Origin of the sequence: Sandaracinus amylolyticus (assembly GCF_000737325.1) — a bacterium.
GTDB lineage: Bacteria > Myxococcota_A > Polyangia > Polyangiales > Sandaracinaceae > Sandaracinus > Sandaracinus amylolyticus.
Genome location: NZ_CP011125.1, coordinates 2,727,634 through 2,749,945, shown reverse-complemented (window position 1 = coordinate 2,749,945; position 22,312 = coordinate 2,727,634). Strand labels below are relative to the sequence as shown.

Annotated in this window: 14 protein-coding genes and 1 pseudogene; 9 read left to right on the top strand and 6 right to left on the bottom strand. The window is 73.5% G+C overall.

Translation table 11 applies throughout. From position 1 onward, the window contains the following. Positions 1-41: 41 nt before the first annotated feature. Entirely contained in the window at positions 42-3,569 is a 3,528-nt protein-coding gene (locus DB32_RS11480) for an MYXO-CTERM sorting domain-containing protein (RefSeq protein ID WP_053232466.1), read from the top strand. Between the two features lie 61 nt (positions 3,570-3,630). Continuing rightward, positions 3,631-5,565, top strand: a complete 1,935-nt coding sequence (locus DB32_RS11475) for a protein kinase domain-containing protein (protein WP_053232465.1) — start codon at positions 3,631-3,633, stop codon at positions 5,563-5,565. Between the two features lies 1 nt (position 5,566). On the opposite strand, the gene DB32_RS49480 is transcribed toward DB32_RS11475, so the two are convergent. After that, a complete protein-coding gene (locus DB32_RS49480) occupies positions 5,567-6,346 on the bottom strand; it encodes a hypothetical protein (protein ID WP_053232464.1) in 780 nt (259 codons plus the stop codon). A gap of 54 nt (positions 6,347-6,400) precedes the next feature. Between DB32_RS49480 and DB32_RS11465 the strand changes: the two genes are divergently transcribed. After that, a complete protein-coding gene (locus DB32_RS11465) occupies positions 6,401-7,522 on the top strand; it encodes a hypothetical protein (protein WP_053232463.1) in 1,122 nt (373 codons plus the stop codon). Positions 7,523-7,599: 77 nt separating this feature from the next. Continuing rightward, a complete protein-coding gene (locus DB32_RS11460; protein WP_053232462.1) occupies positions 7,600-11,193 on the top strand; it encodes a serine/threonine-protein kinase in 3,594 nt (1,197 codons plus the stop codon). Between the two features lies 1 nt (position 11,194). Here DB32_RS11460 and DB32_RS45180 read toward each other — a convergent pair whose 3' ends face one another. From DB32_RS45180 to argE, 3 genes are all read right to left on the bottom strand, one after another. Further along, positions 11,195-12,904, bottom strand: a complete 1,710-nt coding sequence (locus DB32_RS45180) for a beta-propeller domain-containing protein (RefSeq protein ID WP_053232461.1) — start codon at positions 12,902-12,904, stop codon at positions 11,195-11,197. A 363-nt stretch (positions 12,905-13,267) separates the two neighbouring features. Then, entirely contained in the window at positions 13,268-14,611 is a 1,344-nt protein-coding gene (argA, locus tag DB32_RS11450; RefSeq protein WP_083457317.1) for an amino-acid N-acetyltransferase, read from the bottom strand. Beyond that, on the bottom strand, positions 14,608-15,765 hold the full coding sequence (gene argE / locus DB32_RS11445) for an acetylornithine deacetylase (protein WP_053232460.1): 1,158 nt from the start codon (positions 15,763-15,765) through the stop codon (positions 14,608-14,610). The genes argA and argE overlap by 4 nt, the downstream gene beginning before the upstream one ends. A 51-nt stretch (positions 15,766-15,816) precedes the next feature. On the opposite strand from argE, the gene DB32_RS11440 reads away from it, so the two are divergent. Then, positions 15,817-16,311, top strand: a complete 495-nt coding sequence (locus DB32_RS11440) for a hypothetical protein (protein WP_053232459.1) — start codon at positions 15,817-15,819, stop codon at positions 16,309-16,311. 659 nt (positions 16,312-16,970) lie between these two features. Here the strand turns inward: DB32_RS11440 and DB32_RS11430 are convergent. Continuing rightward, positions 16,971-18,326, bottom strand: coding sequence for an aminopeptidase P N-terminal domain-containing protein (locus DB32_RS11430; RefSeq protein ID WP_053232457.1), 1,356 nt, complete (start codon positions 18,324-18,326; stop codon positions 16,971-16,973). A gap of 167 nt (positions 18,327-18,493) precedes the next feature. Between DB32_RS11430 and DB32_RS50245 the strand changes: the two are divergent. Continuing rightward, positions 18,494-18,732, top strand: a pseudogene (locus tag DB32_RS50245) (DUF2252 family protein); the annotation flags it as partial. 80 nt (positions 18,733-18,812) lie between these two features. On the opposite strand, the gene DB32_RS45175 reads toward DB32_RS50245, so the two are convergent. After that, on the bottom strand, positions 18,813-20,261 hold the full coding sequence (locus tag DB32_RS45175; RefSeq protein ID WP_157068959.1) for a hypothetical protein: 1,449 nt from the start codon (positions 20,259-20,261) through the stop codon (positions 18,813-18,815). A gap of 60 nt (positions 20,262-20,321) precedes the next feature. Here DB32_RS45175 and DB32_RS46605 point away from each other — a divergent pair, with 60 nt between their 5' ends. The 3 genes from DB32_RS46605 (at position 20,322) to DB32_RS11410 (ending at position 22,255) form a co-directional block, all read left to right on the top strand. Further along, complete coding sequence (locus DB32_RS46605) at positions 20,322-20,756, top strand: hypothetical protein (protein ID WP_157068958.1); 435 nt, start codon at positions 20,322-20,324, stop codon at positions 20,754-20,756. Beyond that, on the top strand, positions 20,756-21,148 hold the full coding sequence (locus DB32_RS11415; RefSeq protein ID WP_053232454.1) for a hypothetical protein: 393 nt from the start codon (positions 20,756-20,758) through the stop codon (positions 21,146-21,148). Before DB32_RS46605 ends, DB32_RS11415 begins: the two co-directional genes overlap by 1 nt. 69 nt (positions 21,149-21,217) lie before the next feature. Then, positions 21,218-22,255: a tetratricopeptide repeat protein gene (locus DB32_RS11410; protein WP_053232453.1), complete on the top strand. Its 1,038-nt coding sequence runs from the start codon at positions 21,218-21,220 to the stop codon at positions 22,253-22,255. The last annotated feature ends 57 nt before the right edge of the window (positions 22,256-22,312 follow it).

Below are 22,312 nucleotides of genomic sequence, written 5' to 3'. Positions count from 1 at the left end.
CCCGTCGCCGCGCCCGCGCTCGGCGCTGGTACGCTCACGGGATGCCGCGCCTCGCCCCCGCGTTCGTCCTCCTGCTCGTGCTCGCGTGCAGTCGGTCCCTCGAGCCAGCCCCCGCGAGCGCGGCGCCGACACGAGACGACGTCGTCGTGTTGAGCGGGCTCGAGTGGGCGCCGTACGGCGGCGCGCTCTCGGTGAGCGCACCCGAATACCGCGCCCGCTCGCGTGGCGCATCGGTCACGCTCGAGATCGGCAGCGCGCGTGCGGCGTTCGCGACGCGCTCGCTGCGCCGCGGTGACCTCGAGCTCGCGTCCGACGACGCCGAGCCGCAGCGCGATCACGATCGGCTCCACCTCGCCCGCGAGCGCGTCGTCGAAACGTGGCGAGCTGGGGGGCGCGTGCTCGAGCAGTCCTGGTCCTTCGAGCATGCGCCGCCGGGCACCGGCCCGCTGGCCGTGACCGTCGCGGTCTCGGGCGTCGAGCGCGCGACGGAGACCGCGCGCGGCATCGAGCTCGCGGCGGCCGGCACCACGATCCTCTACACGCACGGCACGTGGATCGACGCGAACGGCGTGCGCACGCCGGTGCCCGCGCGCTGGACCGGTTCGGAGATCACGCTCGAAGTGCCGGCGGACGTCCTCGTGCGCTCCGCGTACCCCTCCGTCCTCGATCCGCTCGTCGGTGCGCCGATCGCGGTGGCCGAGGCGACCTACGTCCCGAACGCCGCGTACCACGACGACACGCACGTCGTCTGGAACGGTAGCGAGTACCTCGTCGTCACGGCGGTGCCCGGCTCTCTCGTGCGCGTGTCGCCCTCGGGCACCGTGCTCGCTGAGCGCGAGAGTCCGCTGCCGTCCCGCTGCTCTGCGGCGTACCTGGACCAGTCGACCTCGCGCGTGGTGCTCGTGGGATCGCGCGTCTGGCTCTTCTGCAACGGTCGCTATGTCGTCGTCGAGCCCGACGGATCCACCTCCGAATGGGTCGATCTGCCGGCCGGTGTGTCCGTCGCCGACGTCGCGACCGACGGCACGCACGTGGTCATCGTGGGCTCGTCCTGGAACGGCACCGACCTCGACGTCGTCGCGACGCGCATCGCGCTGGACGGGACGATCCTCGACCCAACGCCGATCACGGTCGCGAGCGCGCCCGGGCCCCAGGACTCACCCTCGATCGCGTGGCTCGGATCGACGTTCTTCGTGACCTATACGGATCAGCGATATCCGGAGGGCCCGACCGACGTGCTCGGCACCCGGCTCTCGCCTGCGGGTGTCGTCGCGAGCCCCGACGGCGTGCCGCTCGCGGCCTCGATCTCGTTCGCAGAGACCTCCGCCATCGTCACCGCGGGCCCACCCGGTGATCACCTGCTCACGTTCCATCGCGCCTCGGGCGCGGGACACTTCGAGCTCCACGCCGTCCGGCTCGACGACACCGGCGCGTACGCGGGCCTCGCGATCCGCATCGACGCCGTCCCGGGGACGAGGCGGCCGGCGCGCGTCGGGAGCGAATGGCTGATTCCGTTCGTGCAGTCTCATCGCCTCGGGATGGTCGCGTTCGCGCCCGCGACCGGGACGTTCCGCTACGAGGCGCTCGCGAGCTTCTCCGGCGCGCAGTTCGACCCTTCGATCGCGAGCGACGGAACGCGCGCGCTCCTCGCGTGGCACGGCGAGACGAGCACCGCGCGCCTGACCGAGCAGTACGGCGATCTGCTCGTCCACGGCGCGCCCACGATGCGCGTCCCGCTGACGACGCGCGCGAGCGAGAGCCACGCCCGCGTCGATCTCGTGCCGGGCGGGACCGAGTACCTCGCGCGCTTCACGGAGGGCCGCGAGCCATACGGGCTGGCGCCCTACACCCGCGTCGTCTCGAGCGAAGGCACGCCGCTCGGCGCGCCGCAGTACCTCGACACAGCGCTCTCGGCCGGGCCGCTCGCGCCCGGTGGGGCCGGCGGCGCGTACGCCGTCGCCACGACGCCGTACGAGGGCGCGATCGCATTCCAGTTCCTCGACGCGACGGGAGCACCGATCGCCACGGGAACGACGCTGCCCGCCCTCTACTCGTCGACGGTCGTGCGGGACCTCGCGCGAGGCCCGTCCGGCGGCTACGTCGCCGTGGCCTCGTACTACGCGGGCGAGAGCGGCATCCACGCAGGTCGGTTCCGCGATGACGGCACGCCGGTCGACTCGGCGACGTTCTCGCTCACGCTCTCGAGCGCGAACGAGAGCGATCCCGCGATCGGCGCGTCGAGCGGCGGGTACCTCGCGGCATGGGTCGACACGCGAGACGGCGAACCGAACGTGTACGGCATCCGCCTCGACCCGAACGGCGAGGTGCTCGACCGTGCGTCGATCGCGATCGGCGTCGGCGCGGAGCGCGCGGCGGTGCCGCGCGTGTCGCGGTGTGGAGACGGATGGCTCGTCACCTGGACCTCGCGCTCCGGCACGTCCGACTCGAGCGTGCACTGGGCGTTCGTCTCGGGCGCGGGCGTCCCGGGGCCCGTCACGACCATCGCGACGGACGACTGGCGCAACCCCGTGCGCGACGTGATCGCAGGCTGGGGCGGCACGCGCGCGGTGGTGCTCTGGGCGCGCGGCGACGCGCACGGGACGACCGAGATCCGCGGCCGCGTGATCGACGCGACCGGCCAGACGATCGGCGCGGATTTCGTGGTCGCGCAGGAGCTCGTCACGCGCTTCGGGAGCCTGGTTTCGAACGGGAACGACGATCTCCAGCTCGCGTACCTTCGCACCGATCCGCGCGATCGCGTCGTGCGCTCGCACCTGCGGCGCATCAGCGTCGGCGACGCACTCGGGTCCGCGTGCACGTCGTCTCGCGAGTGCGGATCGGGGACCTGCGTCGACGGCGTGTGCTGCGTGTCGGGGTGCGGGGGCGGTGCGCCCGACTGCATGGCGTGCAGCGTCGCCGCCGGCGCGGCGGTGGACGGACTCTGCGGACCGGTCCGCGCGAGCACAGTGTGTCGCACCGCGAGCGGCGCGTGCGACGTCGCCGACGTATGCGACGGCACGTCGATCGCGTGCCCGGAGGATGCGCACGCCGAGGACGGCACGCCGTGTCTCGACGGCGACCTCTGCAACGGCGGGGAGCAATGTGCGGCGGGCGTGTGCCGGAGCGGTCACCCGATTCGCTGCGAGGACTTCGATCCGTGCACTCGGGACGCGTGTGATCCGGCCGTAGGCTGCTCCTGGGTGCCCGACCCCTCCTGCGGCGACGCCGGTGCGGACGCCGGCACCGACGCAGGGTCGGCCTCGACCGACGACGCGGGCACCGCGAGCGATGCGGGCGCGGACGATGGTGGCTCCGGCAACGATGGTGGTTCCGACGACGATGCTGGCGCGAGCGCGGGCTCGGATGCTGGCACCGATGCAGCGACGCACGGCGCAGACGGCAGCGCGCCGGCGACCGACGACGGTGGCGTGACGCCGGCGGACGCGGGCGGTGGCTGCGGTTGCCGGGTGCACACGGCGAATGGCTCTGCGAGCACCGGGCTCCTCCCGCTGGTGCTGGTGGCGGTCGCGCTCGCCCGTCGCCGCCGCGGTGGTGCGGCGCGCCGCTGACGCGCGCGTCGCGATCGAGGTTGTGCGGGCGGAGAGCCGAGTCGCGGTCTAGCATCGAGCCGTGGAACGTCGCGCGCAGTTCGACGCGATCACCCGGGCGCTGCGCCTCCGCGAGGTCGCGGTGCCCGCGGGCGCGACCGTCCGTCGCGGCACGCTCGTGGTCGACGAGCCTGCCAGCGGCACCCGAACCCGCGCCCCGCGCGTCGAGGACGACGAACTCGCGATCCTACCGCGCGTCGACGTCACAGAGTCGAGCGACACCGGCGCGGAGATCACGCTCGGCGAGCTGCTCGGCGCAGGTGGCATGGGCGCGGTGTTCCTCGCGCGGCAGCGCTCGCTGCGGCGCGACGTCGCGGTGAAGCGCCTCCGCGCGGGAAGCCCTTCGGGCGGCACCGACGACGCGCGACACGCGGCCGCGCTGCTCGCGGAGGCGCGCATCGCGGGCGCGCTCGAGCACCCGAGCATCGTCCCGGTGCACGTGCTCGGCGTCGACGAGCAGGGCTCGCCGCTGCTCGTCATGAAGCGCATCGAGGGCGCGACGCTCGAGCAGCTGCTGCGCGACGGCGCGCACCCCGCGTGGGCCGAGCTCGAGCGGCGCCACGGCGATCGCCTCGGCGCGCAGTGCGAGATCCTGATGCGCGTCGCGGACGCGCTGCACTTCGCGCACAGCCGCGGCGTCGTGCATCGCGACGTGAAGCCCGCGAACGTGATGGTCGGCAGCTTCGGCGAGGTCTACGTCGTCGACTGGGGCGTCGCGCTCCAGCAGCACGACGCCAGCGACGAGGCCCACGAGATCGTCGGCACGCCGGCGTTCATGGCGCCCGAGATGGTGCGCGCCGACGCGACGCTCGTGGACGCGCGCACCGACGTCTACCTGCTCGGCGCCACGCTGCACGCGGTGCTCGTCGGCGCGAATCGCCATCGCGGCGACTCGAGCGCGCAGATCCTCCTCGCAGCGTTCCTCTCCGAGCCGTTCGAGTACGACACGAGCGTGCCCGAGGAGCTCGCCGTGCTCGCGAACGCGTGCACGTCGGTCGAGCCCGACGCACGTCCGTCGAGCGCACGCGCGTTCCGCGACGCGCTCGCCGACTTCCTGCGTCATCGCGGCTCGCTGCGGCTCGCCGAGACCGCGGAGTCGAAGCTCGAGGCGATGCGCGTCGCGACCGGCGGGAGCGCGGCGATGCTCGCGCGGCCCGAGACGTTCGCCGAGCTCGTCGAGTGCCGCTTCGCGCTGGCCCAGGCGCTCGGCGAGTGGGGCAACAACCAGCGCGCGCGGCGCGCGCTCCGCACGACGCTGACGTGGATGGTCGAGGCCGAGCTCGAGCGACGCAGCGCCGACGGCGCGGCGACCGTCGCGCGCGCGCTCGACCCGCGCGATCCCGCGCTCGAGGCGCGCATCGACGCGCTGCGCGCGGACCTCGAGGAGGCGCGACAGCTCGAGCAGGAGGGGCGCGCCGAGCGCCAGGAGCGCGAGCTCGAGTCGACCTCGCGCTATCGCGTGCCGATCACGCTCGGCATCATCGCGCTCTGCGTCGTGACGTTCGGTCTGGCGCTCGCGCGCGAGCACGTCTCCGCGCGTCCGGTGCCGATGGATCGTGTGGTGCGCGTCGACGTCGCGATGCTCGGGATCATGGCGAGCACGCTGTGGGTGTTCCGCCGTCGCTTGCTCAAGAACCGGCTGACGAAGCAGCTCGCGTCGCTGCTGCTCCTCTCGCTCGGCGCGTCGACGATCGCGGATCAGATCCACGCGTCGCGCGGCGAGACCAGCATGGAGGCAGGCGCGCTCAGCGTGATGATGGTCGGCGCCGTGTTCCTCGGCGCGGCGATCGGCATCGGCGGGCGCCTGTGGTGGGCCGCGGGCGTGTGCTTCGCGGCCGGGATCGTCGCCGCGATCTGGCCGGCGACGTCGACGCTCATGGTCGGCGTCGGGTGCGTCGGCTGTCTGATCGCGCTGATCTACGACGCGCTCGGCGCGCGCAGTCGCGTGTCGCTCTGAGTCAGTCGGCGAGGCACTCGATGCGCGCGGCGCGACACGCCTCGGGGCTCTCGTAGAGCTCGTCGCAGTCGCCGCCGATGCACTGGCAGCCGCTGATCGGGGCGCACCCCGAGCCATCCCACGCGTGGCCGAAGAAGAGCAGGCACGCGCCCTCGCCGCGCGCGTCCTGGGGCGCGCAGCCCGGCGCATCACACGCGCCCGGACGCGCGACGCTCGCGCCCGCCGCGTTCGCGACGCACGCGTTGCAGTGCGTGGTGCCGTCGCACGCGCACACGCCGGGACAGTCCTCCGGGCACCCCTCCGGGCGCGGCATGCACGAGCCCGGACCGTCGCATCCGAGCGCCGTGAAGTCGCAGTACGAGTCGGGGTCGCAGTCGGCGCTCGACGCGCACGCGGAACACGCGGGATCGCACTCGCGCTCGACGACGAGCACGCCGCTCGTGCATCGCGCCGTGCGCGCGCAGCAGCCCTCTGCGACCTCGCACGCGGCGACGAACATGCACGCCTCCCCGCTGTGCCCTAGGGCGAGCGCGTCCTCGCAGCGCGTCCAACCACCCGGGCACGCGACCGGCGGGCAGCCTCCGGGGGTGCAGCCGAGCGGCGCTTCGCCGGGACAGCCGGGACAGCACACCTCGTCGATCGCGCAGACGTCGTCGCCGCAGCGCGCGCCCGCATCACGCTGGCCCGCGTCGGCGCGCACGGCGGCGTCACCGGTGATCGAGTGGCTCTCGCTGCAGCCCACCGAGAGCGCGAGGACGACGACGAAGCAAAGTCGGTTCATGCGCGTGATCGTACGCGGGGAGCGCGTCGCGGCGAAAGCGTATGCTCGCAGCACATGTCGTCGGCGGCGATCCACCGAGCCCACACCGAACAGAAGCTCTCGATCCTCGCCGAGTGCGGCCCGAGCGATGCGCTCGCGGTGCTCGACGTGGAGCCCGAATCGCCCGACGGCGCGTCGTCGAGCGCGCGCCGCATCTTCGCGTCGTTCGGCGCGGGGTCGTTCCGCGGCGGCGCGACCTCGTTCTTCGTGCTGCGCACACCGCGCGGATCGTTGCACTTCTACGCGCAGCCGTACGACGGTCGTGTGCCGCTGCCCGGCGAGCACCACGTCGTCGTGCCGGTCGCCACGCCTGCGCCCGCGGTGTTCAGCGAGGGCTTCCTCGGCGGCGACTGGAGCTCTCCCGACGCGTCGTTCCACAAGTGGCTGCGCGATCACCCGATCACGCGCGTGCTCCGCAAGGCGAGCTTCGAGTGGAAGCTCGGCGCGGGCACGGTGAACCGCGAGTGGCTCGCGCAGCTGCGCCCGCTCGGGGACGGCACGACCCAGCTCGTGATGGCGGGCACCGGCGAGCGCTCGGTCGCGCTGCACACGCGTCCCGTCGGGTTCGCGACGCTGACGAACGCGGTGATCGCGCTCGTGCAGAAGGGCGCTCACGGCGCGGCCGCGGCGCGCACCGAGCTCCTCGCGCGCTCGGTGCACGAAGCGGTGTTCGACACGCTCTGTCGCTCCGGCGCGGCGCTGCCGGTGCTCCCGCGCGCCGACGTGACCGGTCGTGATCTCGGCACCGCGATCCATGCGTTCCTCGCGCCGCGCGCGGGCGGGAAGCTCCACGTGCACCCGGTGCCGGCGAAGAAGGAAGCGAACGCGCGCACGAACGTCGTCGCGCGCGAGGCGCAGCACCTGCCAATCGTCGCGCTCGTCGATCTCACGATGCTCGGCTCAGCGTCGGACGCGCTCGTGCTCACTCCGTCGCACGCGTTCTACCGCAACGGCGACGCGCGCATCTGGTTCGCGTGGTCCGAGGTGCGCGGCGTCGATGCGCGCGGCGGCGACGCCGACACCGTGCGCGTGCTGCTCGCGGAGCGCGGCTGGGTCGCGCTCGACTGCGGCGGACACGCGGCGGCGATCGGCGCGCTGCTCCACGAGCTCGCGCAGATCCCGCCCGCACGGGGCTGACGCGGTGCGGCGCTGCGCGGCGCGCACGTTGTGCGCTCGACAGCGCACGATTCGCATCCTAACGGATCGTTTCCGAGATGCGTCGCATCGCGCTGGACGCCTTCGATCTGCTCGAGCCGATCGCGCGCGGAGGGATGGGCCTCGTCCTGCGCGGCGAGCACCGCGGGCTCGGGATGCCGGTCGCGATCAAGGTGCTCTCGCACGCGCGCGCCCGGCAGGATCGCGCCATCGCCGGGTTCCAGCGCGAGGTGCGCGCGATGGCGTCGCTCGACCACCCAGCGATCGTGCGCGTGCTCGATCACGGCGTCGTCACCGCGTCCGCCGCGGCCGCGGATCCCGAGCACCTCGTCGAGGGCAGCCCGTACCTCGTCATGGAGCTCGCGCACGGCACGCTCGATCACCCCGCGCCGGCGCGCCTCTGGTCACGCACCCGCGCGGTGCTGCGCACGCTGCTCGACGCGCTCGCCCACGCCCACGCGCGCGGCCTCGTGCACCGCGATCTCAAGCCCGCGAACGTGCTGCGCGTGCGGCTGCGCGACGGATCGTCGGTGCTGAAGCTCAGCGACTTCGGCCTCGCGCACGCGCTCGGCACCGATCCCGCCGACGAGCGCGGCGCCGCTGCCGGCACGCCGCAGATGATGGCGCCCGAGCAGTTCCGCGGGGCCGTGCGCGACTTCGGTCCGTGGACCGACCTCTACGCGCTCGGCTGCATCGCGTTCAAGCTCGCGACCGGCAAGCCGCCCTTCGATCATCCCGACGAGGACGAGCTCGCGCACATGCACCTGCGCTCGCCGCCGCCGCGCCTCGTCCCGCTCTTCCCGGTGCCCGACGCGTTCGAGGCGTGGGTCGGGCGCCTCCTCGAGAAGTCGCCCGATCGACGCTTCCAGCGCGCCTCCGACGCGGCGCGCGCGCTGCTCGCGGTCGACGAAGGCGAGCCCGTCTCGACGTCGACCGTGGTGCCCGCGCTGCCGGTCGTCACCTCGTCGCCCGGCACCGAGGTCGAGACCGCGCCGGCGACCGAGCTGCGCGTCGACTTCGGCGACGACGAGCCAGCGAACGACGCCGAGTCCGTCGTCGCGACGCTCGAGGACTTGCCCGCCCTCGCCGCGATCGTCGCCGCGCCCACGCCGCTCGCGACCGCGCTCCCCACCGACGTCGCGATCCCCGCCGCGCTCGCCGACAGCACGCAGCCGCGCGAGGAGTCGCTGCCCGACTGGCGTCGCCCCGGATCGTCGAACGAGCCCGGCTGGGTCGGCGCCGCGCTCAGCTTGTGGGGGCTGCGCCAACCTCCGTTCGTCGCGCGCGAGAGCGAGCGCGAGCAGTGCTGGCGCGCGCTCGAGCGCGTCTGCCAGGACGGCCGCGCGCGCGCGCTGGTGCTCCGTGGGCCCTCGGGGTTCGGCAAAGGACGTCTCGCGGAGTGGCTCTGCGAGCGCGCGCACGAGGTCGGCGCCGCCACCCCGCTGCACGCGGTGCACGAGCCGGTCGCGTCCTCCGCGAGCGGCCTCCCGCGCATGATCGGATCACACCTGCGCACGCTCGGGCTGACGCGCGGTGGCGTGCTCGCGCGCGTGCGGCGCGCGCTGCCGACCGAAGACGCGGCGACGTGCGAGGCGATCACCGATCTGCTCGCGCCGCGCGACGATCGCGGCGCGACGAGCTCGAGCGCGCGCCTCGCGATGGTGCGCCGCGTCCTCGCGCAGCTCGCGCGCGAGCGACCGCTCGTCGTGCGGCTCGACGACGTGCAGTGGGGCGGCGAGGCGATCGCGCTCGCACAGTCGATCCTCGAGGCGCAGGGCGATCAGCCCGCGCCGATCCTCTTCGTGCTCACCGCGCAGGAGGAGGCGCTCGCCGAGCGCCCGGTCGAGTGGGCGCAGCTCGCGTCGCTCTCGGGACGCGAGGACGTCGCGGAGATCGAGATCGGACCGCTCTCGCCGGGTGCGCACCGCGCGCTCGTCGAGCGTCTCCTCGGCACGCAGGGCGAGCTCGCGAAGCGCGTCGCCGAGCGCACCGCGGGCCATCCGCTCTTCGCGGTGCAGCTCGTCGGCGACTGGGTCGAGCGCGGGATCCTCGAGCCGAGCGCGCAGGGTCTCCGCATGCGCGACGGCGCGAGCGCGGAGCTGCCCGACGATCTCCACTCGGTGTGGCGCGCGCGCCTCGCGCATCTCCTCGGCGAGCACGCGCACGAGGCCGGCGCGGGCGCAGCGCGCCGCGCGCTCGAGATCCTCGCGCTCGCGGGGGGTCGCGCCGACGCGGCGTTCCTCGCGAGCGCGTGCGACGCCGCCGGCCTGCCCTACCCCGCGGCCGCGATCGATCGCCTGCTCCAGAGCCGCATGCTGCTCCTGCTCGACGAGAGCGAAGGCGGCGACGGAATCACGCTCGAGCTCGTGCACGGCCTCTTGCGCGAGACGCTCGAGCGCTCGGCGCGCGACGAGCGACGCGCGGGCTCGCACCACGCCGCGATCGCGAACGCGCTGGAGACGCGGTACCACGCGGGCGAGACCGGCGCGGCCGAGCGGCTCGCCACGCATCGCCTCCTCGGCGGCGATGCCGCCGGCGCGCTCGCCCCGCTGCGCGCCGCGGCGCGCGAGTGGCAGAACCGATCGGACTACGCGCGCGCCGAGTCGCTGCTCGATCGCCACGCCGAGCTGCTCGATCGCCTCGGCCTCGGTGATCGTCATCCCGAGCGCCTCGAGGGACAGATCGCGCGCGCCGAGATCCTCCGCCGCCGCGGTGGGCTCGACCGCGCGTCGTCGCTCGCGCGCGTCGTGCGCACCGTCGCGGCCGCGGACAAGCACGCATCGATCGAGGCGCGCGCGTGCCTCGTGCAAGGGTTCGCCGAGGTGGAGCGCGGCGAGGTCGCGCACGGCGTCGAGCACCTCGAGCAGGCGCGCGCGCGCTTCGAGCAGCTCGGCGACGACGCCGAGGCGAGCCGCGCGCTGCGCGCCGTCGGCTACGCACACTGGCGCCGTCGCGAGCTCGCGCTCGGGTTCCACGCGTACCTCCGCGCGCTCGAGCTCGCGCAGCGCGCCGGGGATCGGCTGGGCGTCGCCGCCGCGCTCGGCGGCGCGGGCATCAGCGATCCCCAGCACAGGCCCGGCGATCCCGCGCGCATCGGCGAGGCGCTCGTCATCTTCGAGGCGCACGGCAACCTCTACGGGATGGGCTCGACGCTCAACAGCCTCGCCGAGGTCGCGCGCGCGAAGGGCGACCTCGAGGAGGCCGAGACGCTCTACCTGCGCGCGCTCGCGGTCTCGCAGAAGGCGGGCGCGTCGCACCTCGAGGGCATCGTGATCGGCAACCTCGCGGTCGTGCAGATGCGCCAGGGCGCGTACGCCGACGCCTACGAGGAGCTCCAGCTCGGGCTGCGACGCGCCGAGCGCCTCGGGCAGGAGCAGCTGCGCGGCACGCTGCACGTGCTCTCGCTCGCGGGCGCCGCCGACGCGGGCGCGTGGGAGCAGTGGGACTGGCACGAGCGCGAGGCCGAGCGCGTGCTCGGCGCCCTCGAGACGAGCGAAGAAGACGTCGCCTGGGCCGCGGAGCGCGCCGCCGAGATCGCGGCGCAGCGCGGCGAGGCGTCGCGCGCGCGCGCTGCGTACGCCCTCGCTGCGGGGCACTACCGCAAGCTCGGCCGCCACGCCGACGCGCACCGCTGCGAGGCGCGCGCCGCCTGACTCACGGCCGCAGCACCAGACGCGCCGTCTCCTCGACACGATCCGCGACCACGCGCCCCTCGACCAGCTCGTACCCGAGCAGCGCGAACACCCGACCGCGCCAGAAGATCGGCCGCGCGTTGCCGTACCAGTCGGCGCACGACGCGACGCAGTGATCGTCGAGGTGCGCGTCGCCCGACGCGAGCCCGCCGAGCGGCGTGAAGCGCTGCGCGCTCACGCGCAGGAAGAACACCGACGCGCTGCCGTGCCAGAGCTGGTGCCAGCCGCTCTCGTTGCCGCCGCGCACCGGCAGACCGAGCACGCCCTGCCCTTCGCCGTCGTCGCGATAGAAGAAGCCGTGGGTGCGCGTCTCGCCCTGCGACGCGTTGCGCAGCACGTAGCGATCGACCGGCTGCACCCCTCCGTCGAGCGCGATCGACGAGAACGCGAGGCCCTCGTTCTCGCGCCCCACCACCACCGCGCCGCGCCCCATCACCTCGATGCGCTCGACGTCGTGCCCGAGATCGACGCGGTACGCGGGGCCTCCGTGCCGCCACGACGCGGCGTACACGCTCCCGCCGCGCGCCTGTCCCCAGCCCCACGCGTCGCCCGTGCCGTAGAGCACCCAGTCGCCGACGAACCGGTTCGTGAGCGCGCCGCTTCCGTCGACCTGCGGCATCGCGCGGTAGGTCGCGACGTCGAGCGCGCGTCCGTCGCTCACGAACGCGCCGAGCGGGATGCTCGCGAGCGCGAGCGCGCCGGCGCGCTGCTCGGGCGCCCACATCGCGTCGCCGTGCCCGTTGCCGCGCACGAGCACGTGCAGCCGTCCGTCGTCGGCTTCCTTGAACGAGAGCTGATCGATCGGCGCGCCCCACGCGCGCACCGCGCCCGTCGCGCCTCCGTCGAGCGGCAGTCGGTACACCATCGCGTCGGTGGGCACGCCGCCTTCCTGCGTGTGCGGCGCGTCGCTGATCCACACGTAAACCGCGTCGCGCGACACGTAGAACGTGCGCCCGGCCGGGCCGACCATGCCCTGCGCGCGGCAGCCGAGCGCGTCGCGCTGACCGAGCTCGCACATCACGACGGTGTGCAGCACCGCGTAGCCGTCGCGCGGCGCGAGCGACGCGTGCACCGGGCCCTCGATCGACGACCAGCTGCCGCCGACCGCGCGCAGCGCGGGGAACGAGCGATCGAACGAGCCGTCGCCCTGCACGTAGCCGAGGTAGTGCGGCACGTAGAGCACGAGGCGATCGCCCACGAGGCGCGACGCGTAGTTCCGCGACGAGAAGTAGTCGTTCGATCGCAGCTGGAACGACCCGCGATGCGCGATGAGCCCGCGGCCGTCGATCTCGAAGAGGCCGATCTCGGTCGCGCTGTCGCGGTAGCTGAAGCCGATCACGACGATGGTGTCGCCGTGGATCAACAGCTCGTCGTACCAGTCCGCCGCGTGGTGGCCCGGCGCGTACGCGTTGGTCGCCGAGATCTGGCGCATCGATCCGCCCGCGAGATCGACCGAGAAGAGCCGCCCGCGCCGCAGCACCACGAGGTGCTCGCCGTGCATCTTCACGATGCCGCCCTCGTCGACGCCTTGCTCCTGGACGTTGGTGATCGACTCGCCGCCCGACGACGTCGACTCCGCGGCGGGCGCGCCCGAGCTCGATGGCCCGCCCGCGCAGCTCGGCACCAACGCACACACGATCGCCAACGCGATCGATCGCATCACGCCACGCACGAGTCCTCCTCCGCGCGACCCCGCCGCGCGTCACGAGGAGCTACGACGCGCGATCCAAGGAAACGATCTCGCCGTCGGTCCGAGCGCGCCGACCGCGCGGACGGTCACCCTCGCGCGTCGTGATGGTCACGGGCCCCGCTCGAGCGGTCGCACCGCATCGCACGAGCGGTCCGACCCGGCCGCTCGAACGGTCGGGATCGACCGTTCGCGAAAGTGGGCCGAAAACCTCGGCGAAACGTGGGTTTTCAGAGGCGAGCGACGAGAATTTCTACCGCGGAGGGCCGCGGAGGGCCGCGGAGATCGGATCGAGAGACGCTTCTCCGTGGCGCTCTGCGAGCTCTGCGGTTCGATTCCCCCGCGCGCTCAGTCGTCTTCGATCAGCTCTTCGGAGAGATCGCGGACGAGCACCTTCGAGCGCCGCTTGCGGTCGTAGCGCGCGCGACGCGCCTCGGGCAGCGCGCGCACGCCCGCGGGCTGGAAGCCGCGCTCGCGGAACCAGTCGGTCGTCTGCGTCGTGAGCACGAAGAGCGTCTCGAGGCCCATCGCGCGCGCCTTCTGCGCGGTGTACTCGACGATCGCCTCGCCGCGGCCCTTCTCGCGGTATCGATTGTCGACCGCGAGGCAGTAGAGCTCGCCCGTCTTCTCGTCGGGGAACGCCTCGAGCCCCGCGCACCCGATGATCATTCCGTCGCGCTCGACGACGGTGAAGCGATCGATCTCGTTCTCGAGCGTCTCGCGGCTGCGGCGCACGAGGATCCCCGCTTCCTCGAGCGGGCGCAGCAGCTCGAGCATGCCGGGGATGTCGTCGATGCGCGCGCCGCGCATGTCCTCGTAGCGCTCCGCGGTCACCAGCGTGCCGCGACCTTCACGCGTGAAGAGCTCCTGGAGCAGCGCGCCGTCGATCTGTCGCTCGACGAGGTGCGTGCGGCGCACGCCTTCGCGGCACGCGCGCGCCGCGGCCGCGAGGTGCTTGATGGTGTCGGGGTGCAGGTGCTTGCCGCCTTCGACGAGCTCCTCGGCCTCGACGGGACCGAGCTGCGGGATGAGCCGCTTGCGGCGATCGACGACGCCGCGTCCCTCGACGAGCAGCACGAGCTTGTCGGCGCCGAGCGCGACCGCGGCGTGCGCCGCGACCTCGTGCGACGAGAGGTTGTACGCCTCGCCCGCCGGCGAATAACCGAGCGGCGAGAGCAGCACGATCGCGCCCGAGTCGAGGCGCATCTTCACGCCCTCGACGTCGATGCGGCGCACGCCGCCGGTGAGCTGGTAGTCGACGCCGTCGCGCACGCCGCGCGGTCGCGCGACGACGAAGTTCCCCGACGCGACGCGGATGCGCGAGTGCGCCATCGGCGAGCTCGGAAGGCCCATCGAGAGCAGGCCCTCGATGCGCATCCGGATGTTGCCGACCGCGTCCTCCACGCAGCGCATCGTCGCGGGATCGGTGATGCGGATGCCCTTGTGGAATCGGGGGCGCAGGTTCCGCTCGCGCAGGCGCTCGTCGATCTGTGGCTTGCTGCCGTGCACCAGCACGAGCCGCACACCGAGCGCGTGCATCAGCGCGACGTCGTGGATGAGGTGCGGGAACGACGAGTCGATCACCGCCTCGCCGCCGAACATCACGACGAAGGTGCGCCCGCGGTGGGCGTGGATGTACGGCGCGGACAGGCGGAAGAAGTCGACGAACGAGCTCGGCGCCTGACCGTTCACGAGGGACCTCCGCAGAGCTTCGCGATCAGCTTCGTGAGCAGATCGATGCAGGGCTCGATGCGATCGAGCGCGAGGAACTCGTCGGGCTGGTGCGCGACGTCGATGTCGCCGGGGCCGAGCACGATCGTGTCGAGGCCGAGCTTCGAGAGGAACGGCGCCTCGGTGCCGAACGACACCGCGCCCGCGGCGTGCCCCGTGAGCTCCTCGGCGGCGCGCACGATCGCGGCGCTCGCGGGCGTCTCGAAGGGCGGGATCGGATCGTGGAGAGGACCGGCCTCCATCGTGAGCCCGAGGCCCGCGATCGCGTGCCGGATCGCGGCGTGGAGATCGCGACGCACGATCGCGTCGTCCATCCCGGGCAGCACGCGCAGATCGAACTGCAGCTCGCAGTGCGCGCAGATGCGGTTCGGGTTGTCGCCGCCGTGGATGTTGCCGAGGTTCATCGTGGTGGTCGGCGGCTTCAGATCGTCGCGACGGTGCGACGCCTCGAGCTGCTCGCGCACCGCGACCATCGCGTTCATCGCGCGGCGCATGCCCTCGAGCGCGCTCGCGCCGAGCGAGGGATCGCTCGAGTGGCCGCTGCGGCCGAGCAGGCGCAGGAACTCCATCGAGACGCCCTTGTGCATGCGCACCGGGCGCAGGCCGGTGGGCTCGCCGATCACCGCGCACGAGCCGCCGGGCTTCTGCGCGGCGAGCAGCGCGCGCGCGCCCGACATGCCGCACTCCTCGTCGGCGGTCGCGAGGATCGTGAGCGGCGCGTGCTGGGGGAGATCGCGGGTGCGTCGCGCGGCCTCGATTGCGATCGCGAGGAACGACTTCATGTCGCTGGTGCCGAGGCCGTAGAGCTTCCCGTCGCGCTCGGTCGCGCGGAACGGATCGCTCGACCACTTGCCTTCGTCGAAGGGCACGGTGTCGGTGTGGCCCGCGAGCACGAGGCCGCCGGGGCCGCGACCGCGCGTCGCGATGAGGTTCGCCTTCGGCCCGCCGCCGTGCGCGTCGACCTCCATCACCTCGACTGCGAAGCCCTCGTCGTCGAGCCACGTCGCGAGGCGGTCGATCACGTCTCGATTGCCCATGTCGAATTCCGGACGAACGGAGCTGACGGAGGGCGTGGCGATGAGCTCGCCGATCTGCGTGAGGAGGCGCGACGACATCGCGCGCGGATCTAGCAGAAACGCAGCGCGTCGCTGCGATATCGTCGCGCGATGCACAAGGCTCCTCGAGGCCCAGCGCTCGCGCTCGCGTCGTGGCTCTTGCTCTCCGCGCTCGCACATCCGGCGCCGCTCGTCGCACAGTCGGTCGAGCCGTATCGACCTCCGCCGGTCGTGCTCGAGCCGAAGCGAGCGCTGACGATCACGGGCGTGAGCGTGCTGCTGACCGGCTGGATCGGCGCGGCGGGGCTCGGGCTCGTGCTCGGGATCGGGTTCGCGGACGCGAGCTGCTCGGGCGGCGGGCTCTGCCCGGAGGTCGTCGCGAGCGCGTCACAGCTGCCGATCGCAGGGCCGATCATCAACGTCGCGCACGCGGACGCCCAGGACGGTTGGATCCTCACGCAGATGGCGCTGCTCGCGACGCAGAGCATCGGTGCGGCGCTGTGGATCGTCGGGCTCGCGCTGCCTGGGCCTCTGGACGAACGAGTCGAGGTCACGCCGCTCGCGTCACCCGGGCTCGTGGGTCTCGCGGTCCGTGGCTCGTTCTGAGTCGGATCCAGACAGCAGCTGCGCGAGGTAGCGCGCCTGGTCGGGCGGGACGTTCCCGATCAGCCGGAGCTCGACCCATCGACGTCGGCGTGGAGCGAGTGCACGTCCGCGTCGGGCTGCGCCCGCACGGAGATCGCGCGGAGGTCGCCGACATCGACCCGCCGGCCCGAGCGCCACGCAGACGGCCACACGGACGCGGTGAGCGAGGCGCCGTCGATCGTGATCCGCACTCGACGCGCGAGCGCCACCCCCATCGCCACCAGCAGCGCGCCCAACGAGCGCGTGTGGCAGCAACTCCGACCACGTTTCGAACCGCGATGCGAGCAGCGCGCGGAACGTGAGCGCGTTCAGCAGCAGCACGATGGGCGACACGAGAACGAAGGGGAGCCACTCGCGACGACCGAGGACGCGCAGCGTGCCTCGCCGCGGCTGCGCGTGAACGCGATAGCCGGCGCGCGCAGTGAGGGCTCCGTCGCGCTCGACCACGATCGACGCAGGCTGCCGGTGCCGGAGGGTGGGATCGCGCGCGATGAGCTGCGCCGACGCGAAGCGCGCGCCGCAGCTCGCGCACGTCACGATCGCGGGCGAGAATCCGGACCCAGTCGAGGAGACTCGAGCAGTGCAGCGCGGGCAGACGACGTCCACGCGCGCACCAACGCTCAGCGCGACGCGAGGATTCGCTCGAGCTCGTCGGCGTTCTTCGGGATCGCTGCCGCGAGGTTGCGGTGCCCGCTCTCGGTCACGAGCACGTCGTCCTCGATGCGCACGCCGATGCCGAGGTACTCGCTCGGCGCCTTCGCGTCCTTCGCGACGTAGATGCCGGGCTCGATCGTGAGCACCGCGCCCGCTTCCATCGCGCGCGGGCGCGTCGACGGGCCCTCGCCCTCGTAGACGTAGTACGAGCCGACGTCGTGCACGTCCATGCCGAGCCAGTGCGACGTGCGGTGCATGTAGAACGCCTTGAAGCGCTCCTTCTCGATCGCGTCCTCGACCGGCCCTTCGATCAGCCCGATCTCGATCATGCCCTCGGTGATCGCGCGCACCGTGATGCGGTGCACGTCCTCGACCGTCACGCCCGGGCGCACCGCGGCGATCGCGAGCTCCTGCGCGCGCAGCACCACGTCGTAGATCGCGCGCTGCGGCTTGGTGAAGCGACCGCTCACCGGGAACGTGCGCGTCACGTCGGCGCTCTGGTAGCCCCACTCCGCGCCCGCGTCGATCAGCAGGAGATCGTTCTCCTCCATGCGGCGATCGTTCTTGCGGTAGTGGAGGATCGTCGCGTTCGGGCCCGAGCCGACGATCGGCTCGTACGCGGGACGCTCGCACCCGTGGCGGCGGAACGCGCGCACGAGCTCGGCCTCCACCTCGTACTCGAACGCGCCGGGCTTCGCGACGCGCATCGCCGCGGCGTGACCTTCGCGCGTCGCCTCGATCGCGCGGCCCATCGCGTCGAGCTCGAGCGCGCTCTTGAAGAGACGCATCGGGTGCACGTGCGCGCTCGGATCGACGATCTCGGTCGGCGCGAGCACACCCATGCGCTGGCGGCGACGCGTGAGGTGCACCGCCGCGAGCACGCGCGTGTCCATCGCGGGATCGCGGCCGAGCGCGTAGAGCATGCGCGGCGCGTTCGCGAGGTAGCCGGGCAGGCGCTCGGCGAGCTCGGAGATCGGGAACGCCGCGTCCGCGCCGAGCTGCTTCACCGCGCCGTCGACGCCGATGCGCGGTCCGTCCCACGTCTCGCGCTCGGGATCGCGCGGGCGCACGAAGAGCACGTAGCGATGCTCGGCGTGGCGGTTCGTGATCACCGCGACCGACTCGGGCTCGTCGAGGCCGGTGAGATAGAAGAAGTCGGAGTCCTGGCGATACGGGTGCTCGACGTCGTGGTTGCGCACGTGCACCGGCGCGGACGCGAGCACGACGACCCCGTTGCCGAAGCGCTCCATCAGCACGCGACGCCGTTCGGCGAGCTCGGTGGACAGGGCGGGGGCGAACGCGAGCGGGGACTCCGGAGGCATCGCGCGAGAATGGCATGGGCCGGCGCGCAGGGCATCAGCCGAGATGCTGGGAGGAGCGGCGCACGGGACGTAGGTGCGTGAGAGGAGACACGCGCGGTGAAGAGGGTCCTCCGCACCGAGACGAGCCCGGCTCGGGAGGCGCGCGAGGCGCGGTCACCGCTCCTGCCGCGCTGCCCGACGAGCGGCGCACGCTGCTCGATCGCCATCGCCTCGAGGACGTCGCGCGAAAGGTCGTCGGCATCGGGAGCGTCGGCACGCGCTGTTGGATCGCGCTCTTCGCGACGGCGGACGAAGAGCCGCTCGTGCTGCAGATCGAGGAGGCGACGCGCTCGGTGCTCGAGCCCTACGCGGGCGAGAGCGCGCGCATCAGGGACAGCGCGTGGTGGCCGGGCAGCGCTCGATGCAGGTCGGCGAGCGACGGACCGAGCGGGATCATGCGGCGCTCGAGGACGCCGTTCGCGCCGGCCGAGTCGAATCTCGCGAGGCCTAACGCTCGCGCGCGAGCTCGATCACGCGGGCGCTCCCGCTCTCCGCGCGCGCGCCGAGCTCGTCGCTCCACGCCTCGATCGAGAGCGTGGCGCCGCGCGAGGCCGCCGCGCGGAGAGGCTCGGAGGCGCGCGGGTTGCGGAACCAGTCCTCGTCGAAGCGCTCGCGCAGCGCGGCCGTGATCGCCGGCGCGAGCAGCGCGGCGCGAAGATCCGCGTCGCGCGCGGCGGGATCGAGCACGACCGGCGCGGCGATCCACGACGCCGGCGAGGGCTCGCGCACGGCGAGCGCGCGCGCGACCAGGCCGGCGCCGCGATCTCGGCGCTCGCGATCCGACGACGCACGCTCGGAGAGACGGCTCGCGACGAGCGATCGCGCGCGACCGAGCGCGATCGCGAGCGCGACCCGGCGCGACGCGTTCGCCGCGCTGCCCTCGAGCCGGCGCACGCGCTCCACGAAGATCGGATCCGCGTGCGCCGCCGCGAGCACGGCGCCGATCGCGCGCCCGATCGAGCCAGGCCAGGCGCGGCGGAGCGCGGCCGGGAGCGCAGGCGCGACGAGCGCCGACGCGAGCGCGTCGCCGAGCGCGCTGGTGAGCGCGAGCTCCGACGCCATCCCGAGCTCGAGCGCCGAGGGCGCGACGTCGACGCGGCGCGGCGGATCGAGCGCGACGACGTGCGCGGCGAGATCGAGCTCGCGGTGGGGCGAGACGAGCCGCACGCGCGAGAGAGCGGCATCGAGCCCGAGCGGCGCGAGCGCGGCCCCGAGGCGACGCCCACGCCCCGCCGCCGCGACGACCGCGTCGAGCGCCGGTGCGCGGAGCACGACGAGCGCGTCGGGCACCGTGAGCGGTCGGGGCGCTCCGAGCGCGTGCGCGGCGCGGGCGAGCGCCTCCTGCATCGCATCGTCGGTCGCGTCGAGGAAGCGCTCGGCGCGCGTGTCGAGATCGTCGGGCGGCTCGTCGGCGCTCTTCGGGCCCCGCGCGCGCACCTTCGCGACGAGCGCGTCCGCTTCGTCGCGCGCCTCGAGCATGCGAGCTCGATCCTGCGACGCGCGCTCCTCGATCGCGTCCTGCGCGAGCGCGCGCTGGCGAAGATCCGGATGCGCGAGCGCGTCGTGCAGCAGGCCCGCGAGCGTGCGCGGCGCGCCCGCGATCACGATCGTCGCGTCGATCGGGAGCGCGCTCACGCCGGCGCGCGAGAGCACCTCGTCGCGCGCGGCACGAGCGACGTGGGCCAGCATCGCGGCGTGCTCGTCGGCCGCGATCTGCCCCAGAGACGCGGCCTCGCCGATCGCCTCGCGCACCTCGCCCGAGCCGAGCGCACGACGGGCCTTCTCTTCTCTCGCCGACGCTTCGCGCCGCGCGTCCCCTCGTGCGAGGCGAGCCGCGGCGCGCGCATCCACCCACTGCTCGATCCGCTCGCGAGCTCGCTCGATCGGTGCGCGCACGCGCGAAGCATACGCGCGCGCGATCGACGCGCACCGATCCCGTCGTGGTACCGTGGGCGAATGCTTCAACTTCGTCGCTCGCTCGCGCTCGCGCTCGCGGGCGCGGCCCTCGCGATCGTGGGCTGCAAGCCATCGCGCGGTGAGGAGACGGTCGACTGCACGCCCGGCGCGCACATCTGGGTCGGCTGCAACCAGGCGTGCTCGATCGGCGAGTGCACCGGCGACCCGTGGCTGCAGATCTGCGACGGGGACACGCCCGTCTCGGAGTGCGTCGAGGGCTCCTTGATCGCCGAGAGCGACGACTCGATCGACCTCTGCTTCTCGACGTGCCCGCTCGCGCAGATGATCTGCCCGGAGTCCGGGCACATCACGGTCACGCTCAAGGGCTACACCGGGAGCAGCAGCGCGTTCACGTGCGACTGGCGCGTGGAGGAGCGCCCGCCGCTCACGCTGAGCGACGCGGGCACGTCCACGAACGACGCGGGAGGTCCTTGATGACGACGCGCAACCTGCTGCTCGCGATCGCGATCGCGGCGATGCCGCTCGTCGCGGGGTGCAAGGGGAACAAGGTCGGCACGACCGACTGCGCGCCGGGTGAGCCGGTGTTCGTGTCGTGCGGCTGCCTCGGCGTCGGCTCGTGCACCGCGACGCCCGATCCCGTGCTGCGCATCTGCGACGGCACGCTCGAAGAGGACGAGTGCACGTGGGACGTGCAGCTCGGCGAGAACGACGACGGACCGATGTGCTCGCGCTGCCCCGGGCTCACGGTGACGTGCCCCGACTCGGGCAGCCTGCTCGTGATCGCGCGTGGGTACTATCCGGACGAGATCGTCGACTGCGATTGGGCGACGAGCCCGGGTGGGCCGCCTCCTCCGCCGGAGGAGTGAGATCGCCGAATATTTGGTGGCCGAGATCGAGCGGCTGCATACCCGACCCCATTCGGGAGGCAGTCGGTCATGGACGCAGGCGCGACCTTCGAGGGCACGCTCGATCATCAGCTCGACGTGAGGGTGCTGCGGTTCCGCAGCCGTCCCGACTCCGAAGAGCCCGCGCTCCTCGCGCTCGAGCTGGTGTCGGCGGGGCGCACGCACGACGCGCTCGAGGTCGTCGACTCGGCGCTCCAGGCGGATCCCGACGACGTCGATCTGCTGCTCGGCTGCGGCGTGGCCGCCGTGCGCACGGGGCAGCTCACGTTCGCGCAGCTCGTGCTCACGCGCGCGGCGAAGAAGGCGCCCGAGTGGGCCGAGCCGCTGCGCTGGCTCGCGATGGTGCTCTCGATGCGCGGCCGCGAGGAGCGCGCGGCCGACGTGGCGCGACGCGCGCTCGCGGCGGGCGCGACCGACGATGCGACGCGCGAGCTGGTGCGTCGCCACGAGCGGCGCGTCGCGCTCGACGCGCGCCTCGCGCGCTTCCGCGACGATCCCGAGCACGAAGAGCCCGCGCTGCTCGCGCAGGCGCTGCTCGACGACGAGCGCGAGGCCGAGGCGCTCGAGGTGATCGCGTCCGCGCTCGGGCGCGAGGAGGACGCCGACGTGCTCGTGGTCGAGGCCCGCGCGCGGACCGCCCGTCGCGAGCATGCGCGCGCCGAAGACGCGCTGCGTCGTGCGCTCGCGCTCGCGCCCGAGTGGAGCGAGCCCGCGCGCCTGCTGGGGACGATGCTCGCGGATCGCGGCGCGCTGCTCGAGGCGCTCCCGATCGTCGAGCGCGCGCTCGCGCGCAACCTCGACGACGGCGCGCTGGTGGCGCTGCTCGGACGCATCGAGGATCAGATGCGGGCGGCGGGGATCTCGCGCCCCGAGCTCGCCGACGCGCACCTCGACGATCTGCTCTCGACGCTCGATCGCATCGATCCGATCGGCGACGAGACCCGCCGCGAGATCGCGCCGAGCGAGCCCGTGCGGAAGCGGAGCGGCTGGCTCCCGCGCATCGCGCGCCGGTTCTTCGGGATGCCCGAGCCGACGACGCCGAGCACGCGCCCGATCGCCCGCGCGTGACCACGCACGTCGCACGTTTTCGTCACGACGGGAGCGCGTGATACCGTCGGCCTCGTG

What these genes read in the sequence shown, in the direction of transcription:
- DB32_RS11480 (WP_053232466.1), top strand. Translation starts at nt 42, where the DNA reads ATGCCGCGCCTCGCCCCCGCGTTCGTCCTCCTGCTCGTGCTCGCGTGC.
- DB32_RS49480 (WP_053232464.1), bottom strand. Translation starts at nt 6,346, where the DNA reads ATGAACCGACTTTGCTTCGTCGTCGTCCTCGCGCTCTCGGTGGGCTGC.
- DB32_RS11465 (WP_053232463.1), top strand. Translation starts at nt 6,401, where the DNA reads ATGTCGTCGGCGGCGATCCACCGAGCCCACACCGAACAGAAGCTCTCG.
- DB32_RS11460 (WP_053232462.1), top strand. Translation starts at nt 7,600, where the DNA reads ATGCGTCGCATCGCGCTGGACGCCTTCGATCTGCTCGAGCCGATCGCG.
- argE (WP_053232460.1), bottom strand. Translation starts at nt 15,765, where the DNA reads ATGTCGTCGCGCCTCCTCACGCAGATCGGCGAGCTCATCGCCACGCCC.
- DB32_RS11440 (WP_053232459.1), top strand. Translation starts at nt 15,817, where the DNA reads ATGCACAAGGCTCCTCGAGGCCCAGCGCTCGCGCTCGCGTCGTGGCTC.
- DB32_RS11430 (WP_053232457.1), bottom strand. Translation starts at nt 18,326, where the DNA reads ATGCCTCCGGAGTCCCCGCTCGCGTTCGCCCCCGCCCTGTCCACCGAG.
- DB32_RS46605 (WP_157068958.1), top strand. Translation starts at nt 20,322, where the DNA reads ATGCTTCAACTTCGTCGCTCGCTCGCGCTCGCGCTCGCGGGCGCGGCC.
- DB32_RS11415 (WP_053232454.1), top strand. Translation starts at nt 20,756, where the DNA reads ATGACGACGCGCAACCTGCTGCTCGCGATCGCGATCGCGGCGATGCCG.
- DB32_RS11410 (WP_053232453.1), top strand. Translation starts at nt 21,218, where the DNA reads ATGGACGCAGGCGCGACCTTCGAGGGCACGCTCGATCATCAGCTCGAC.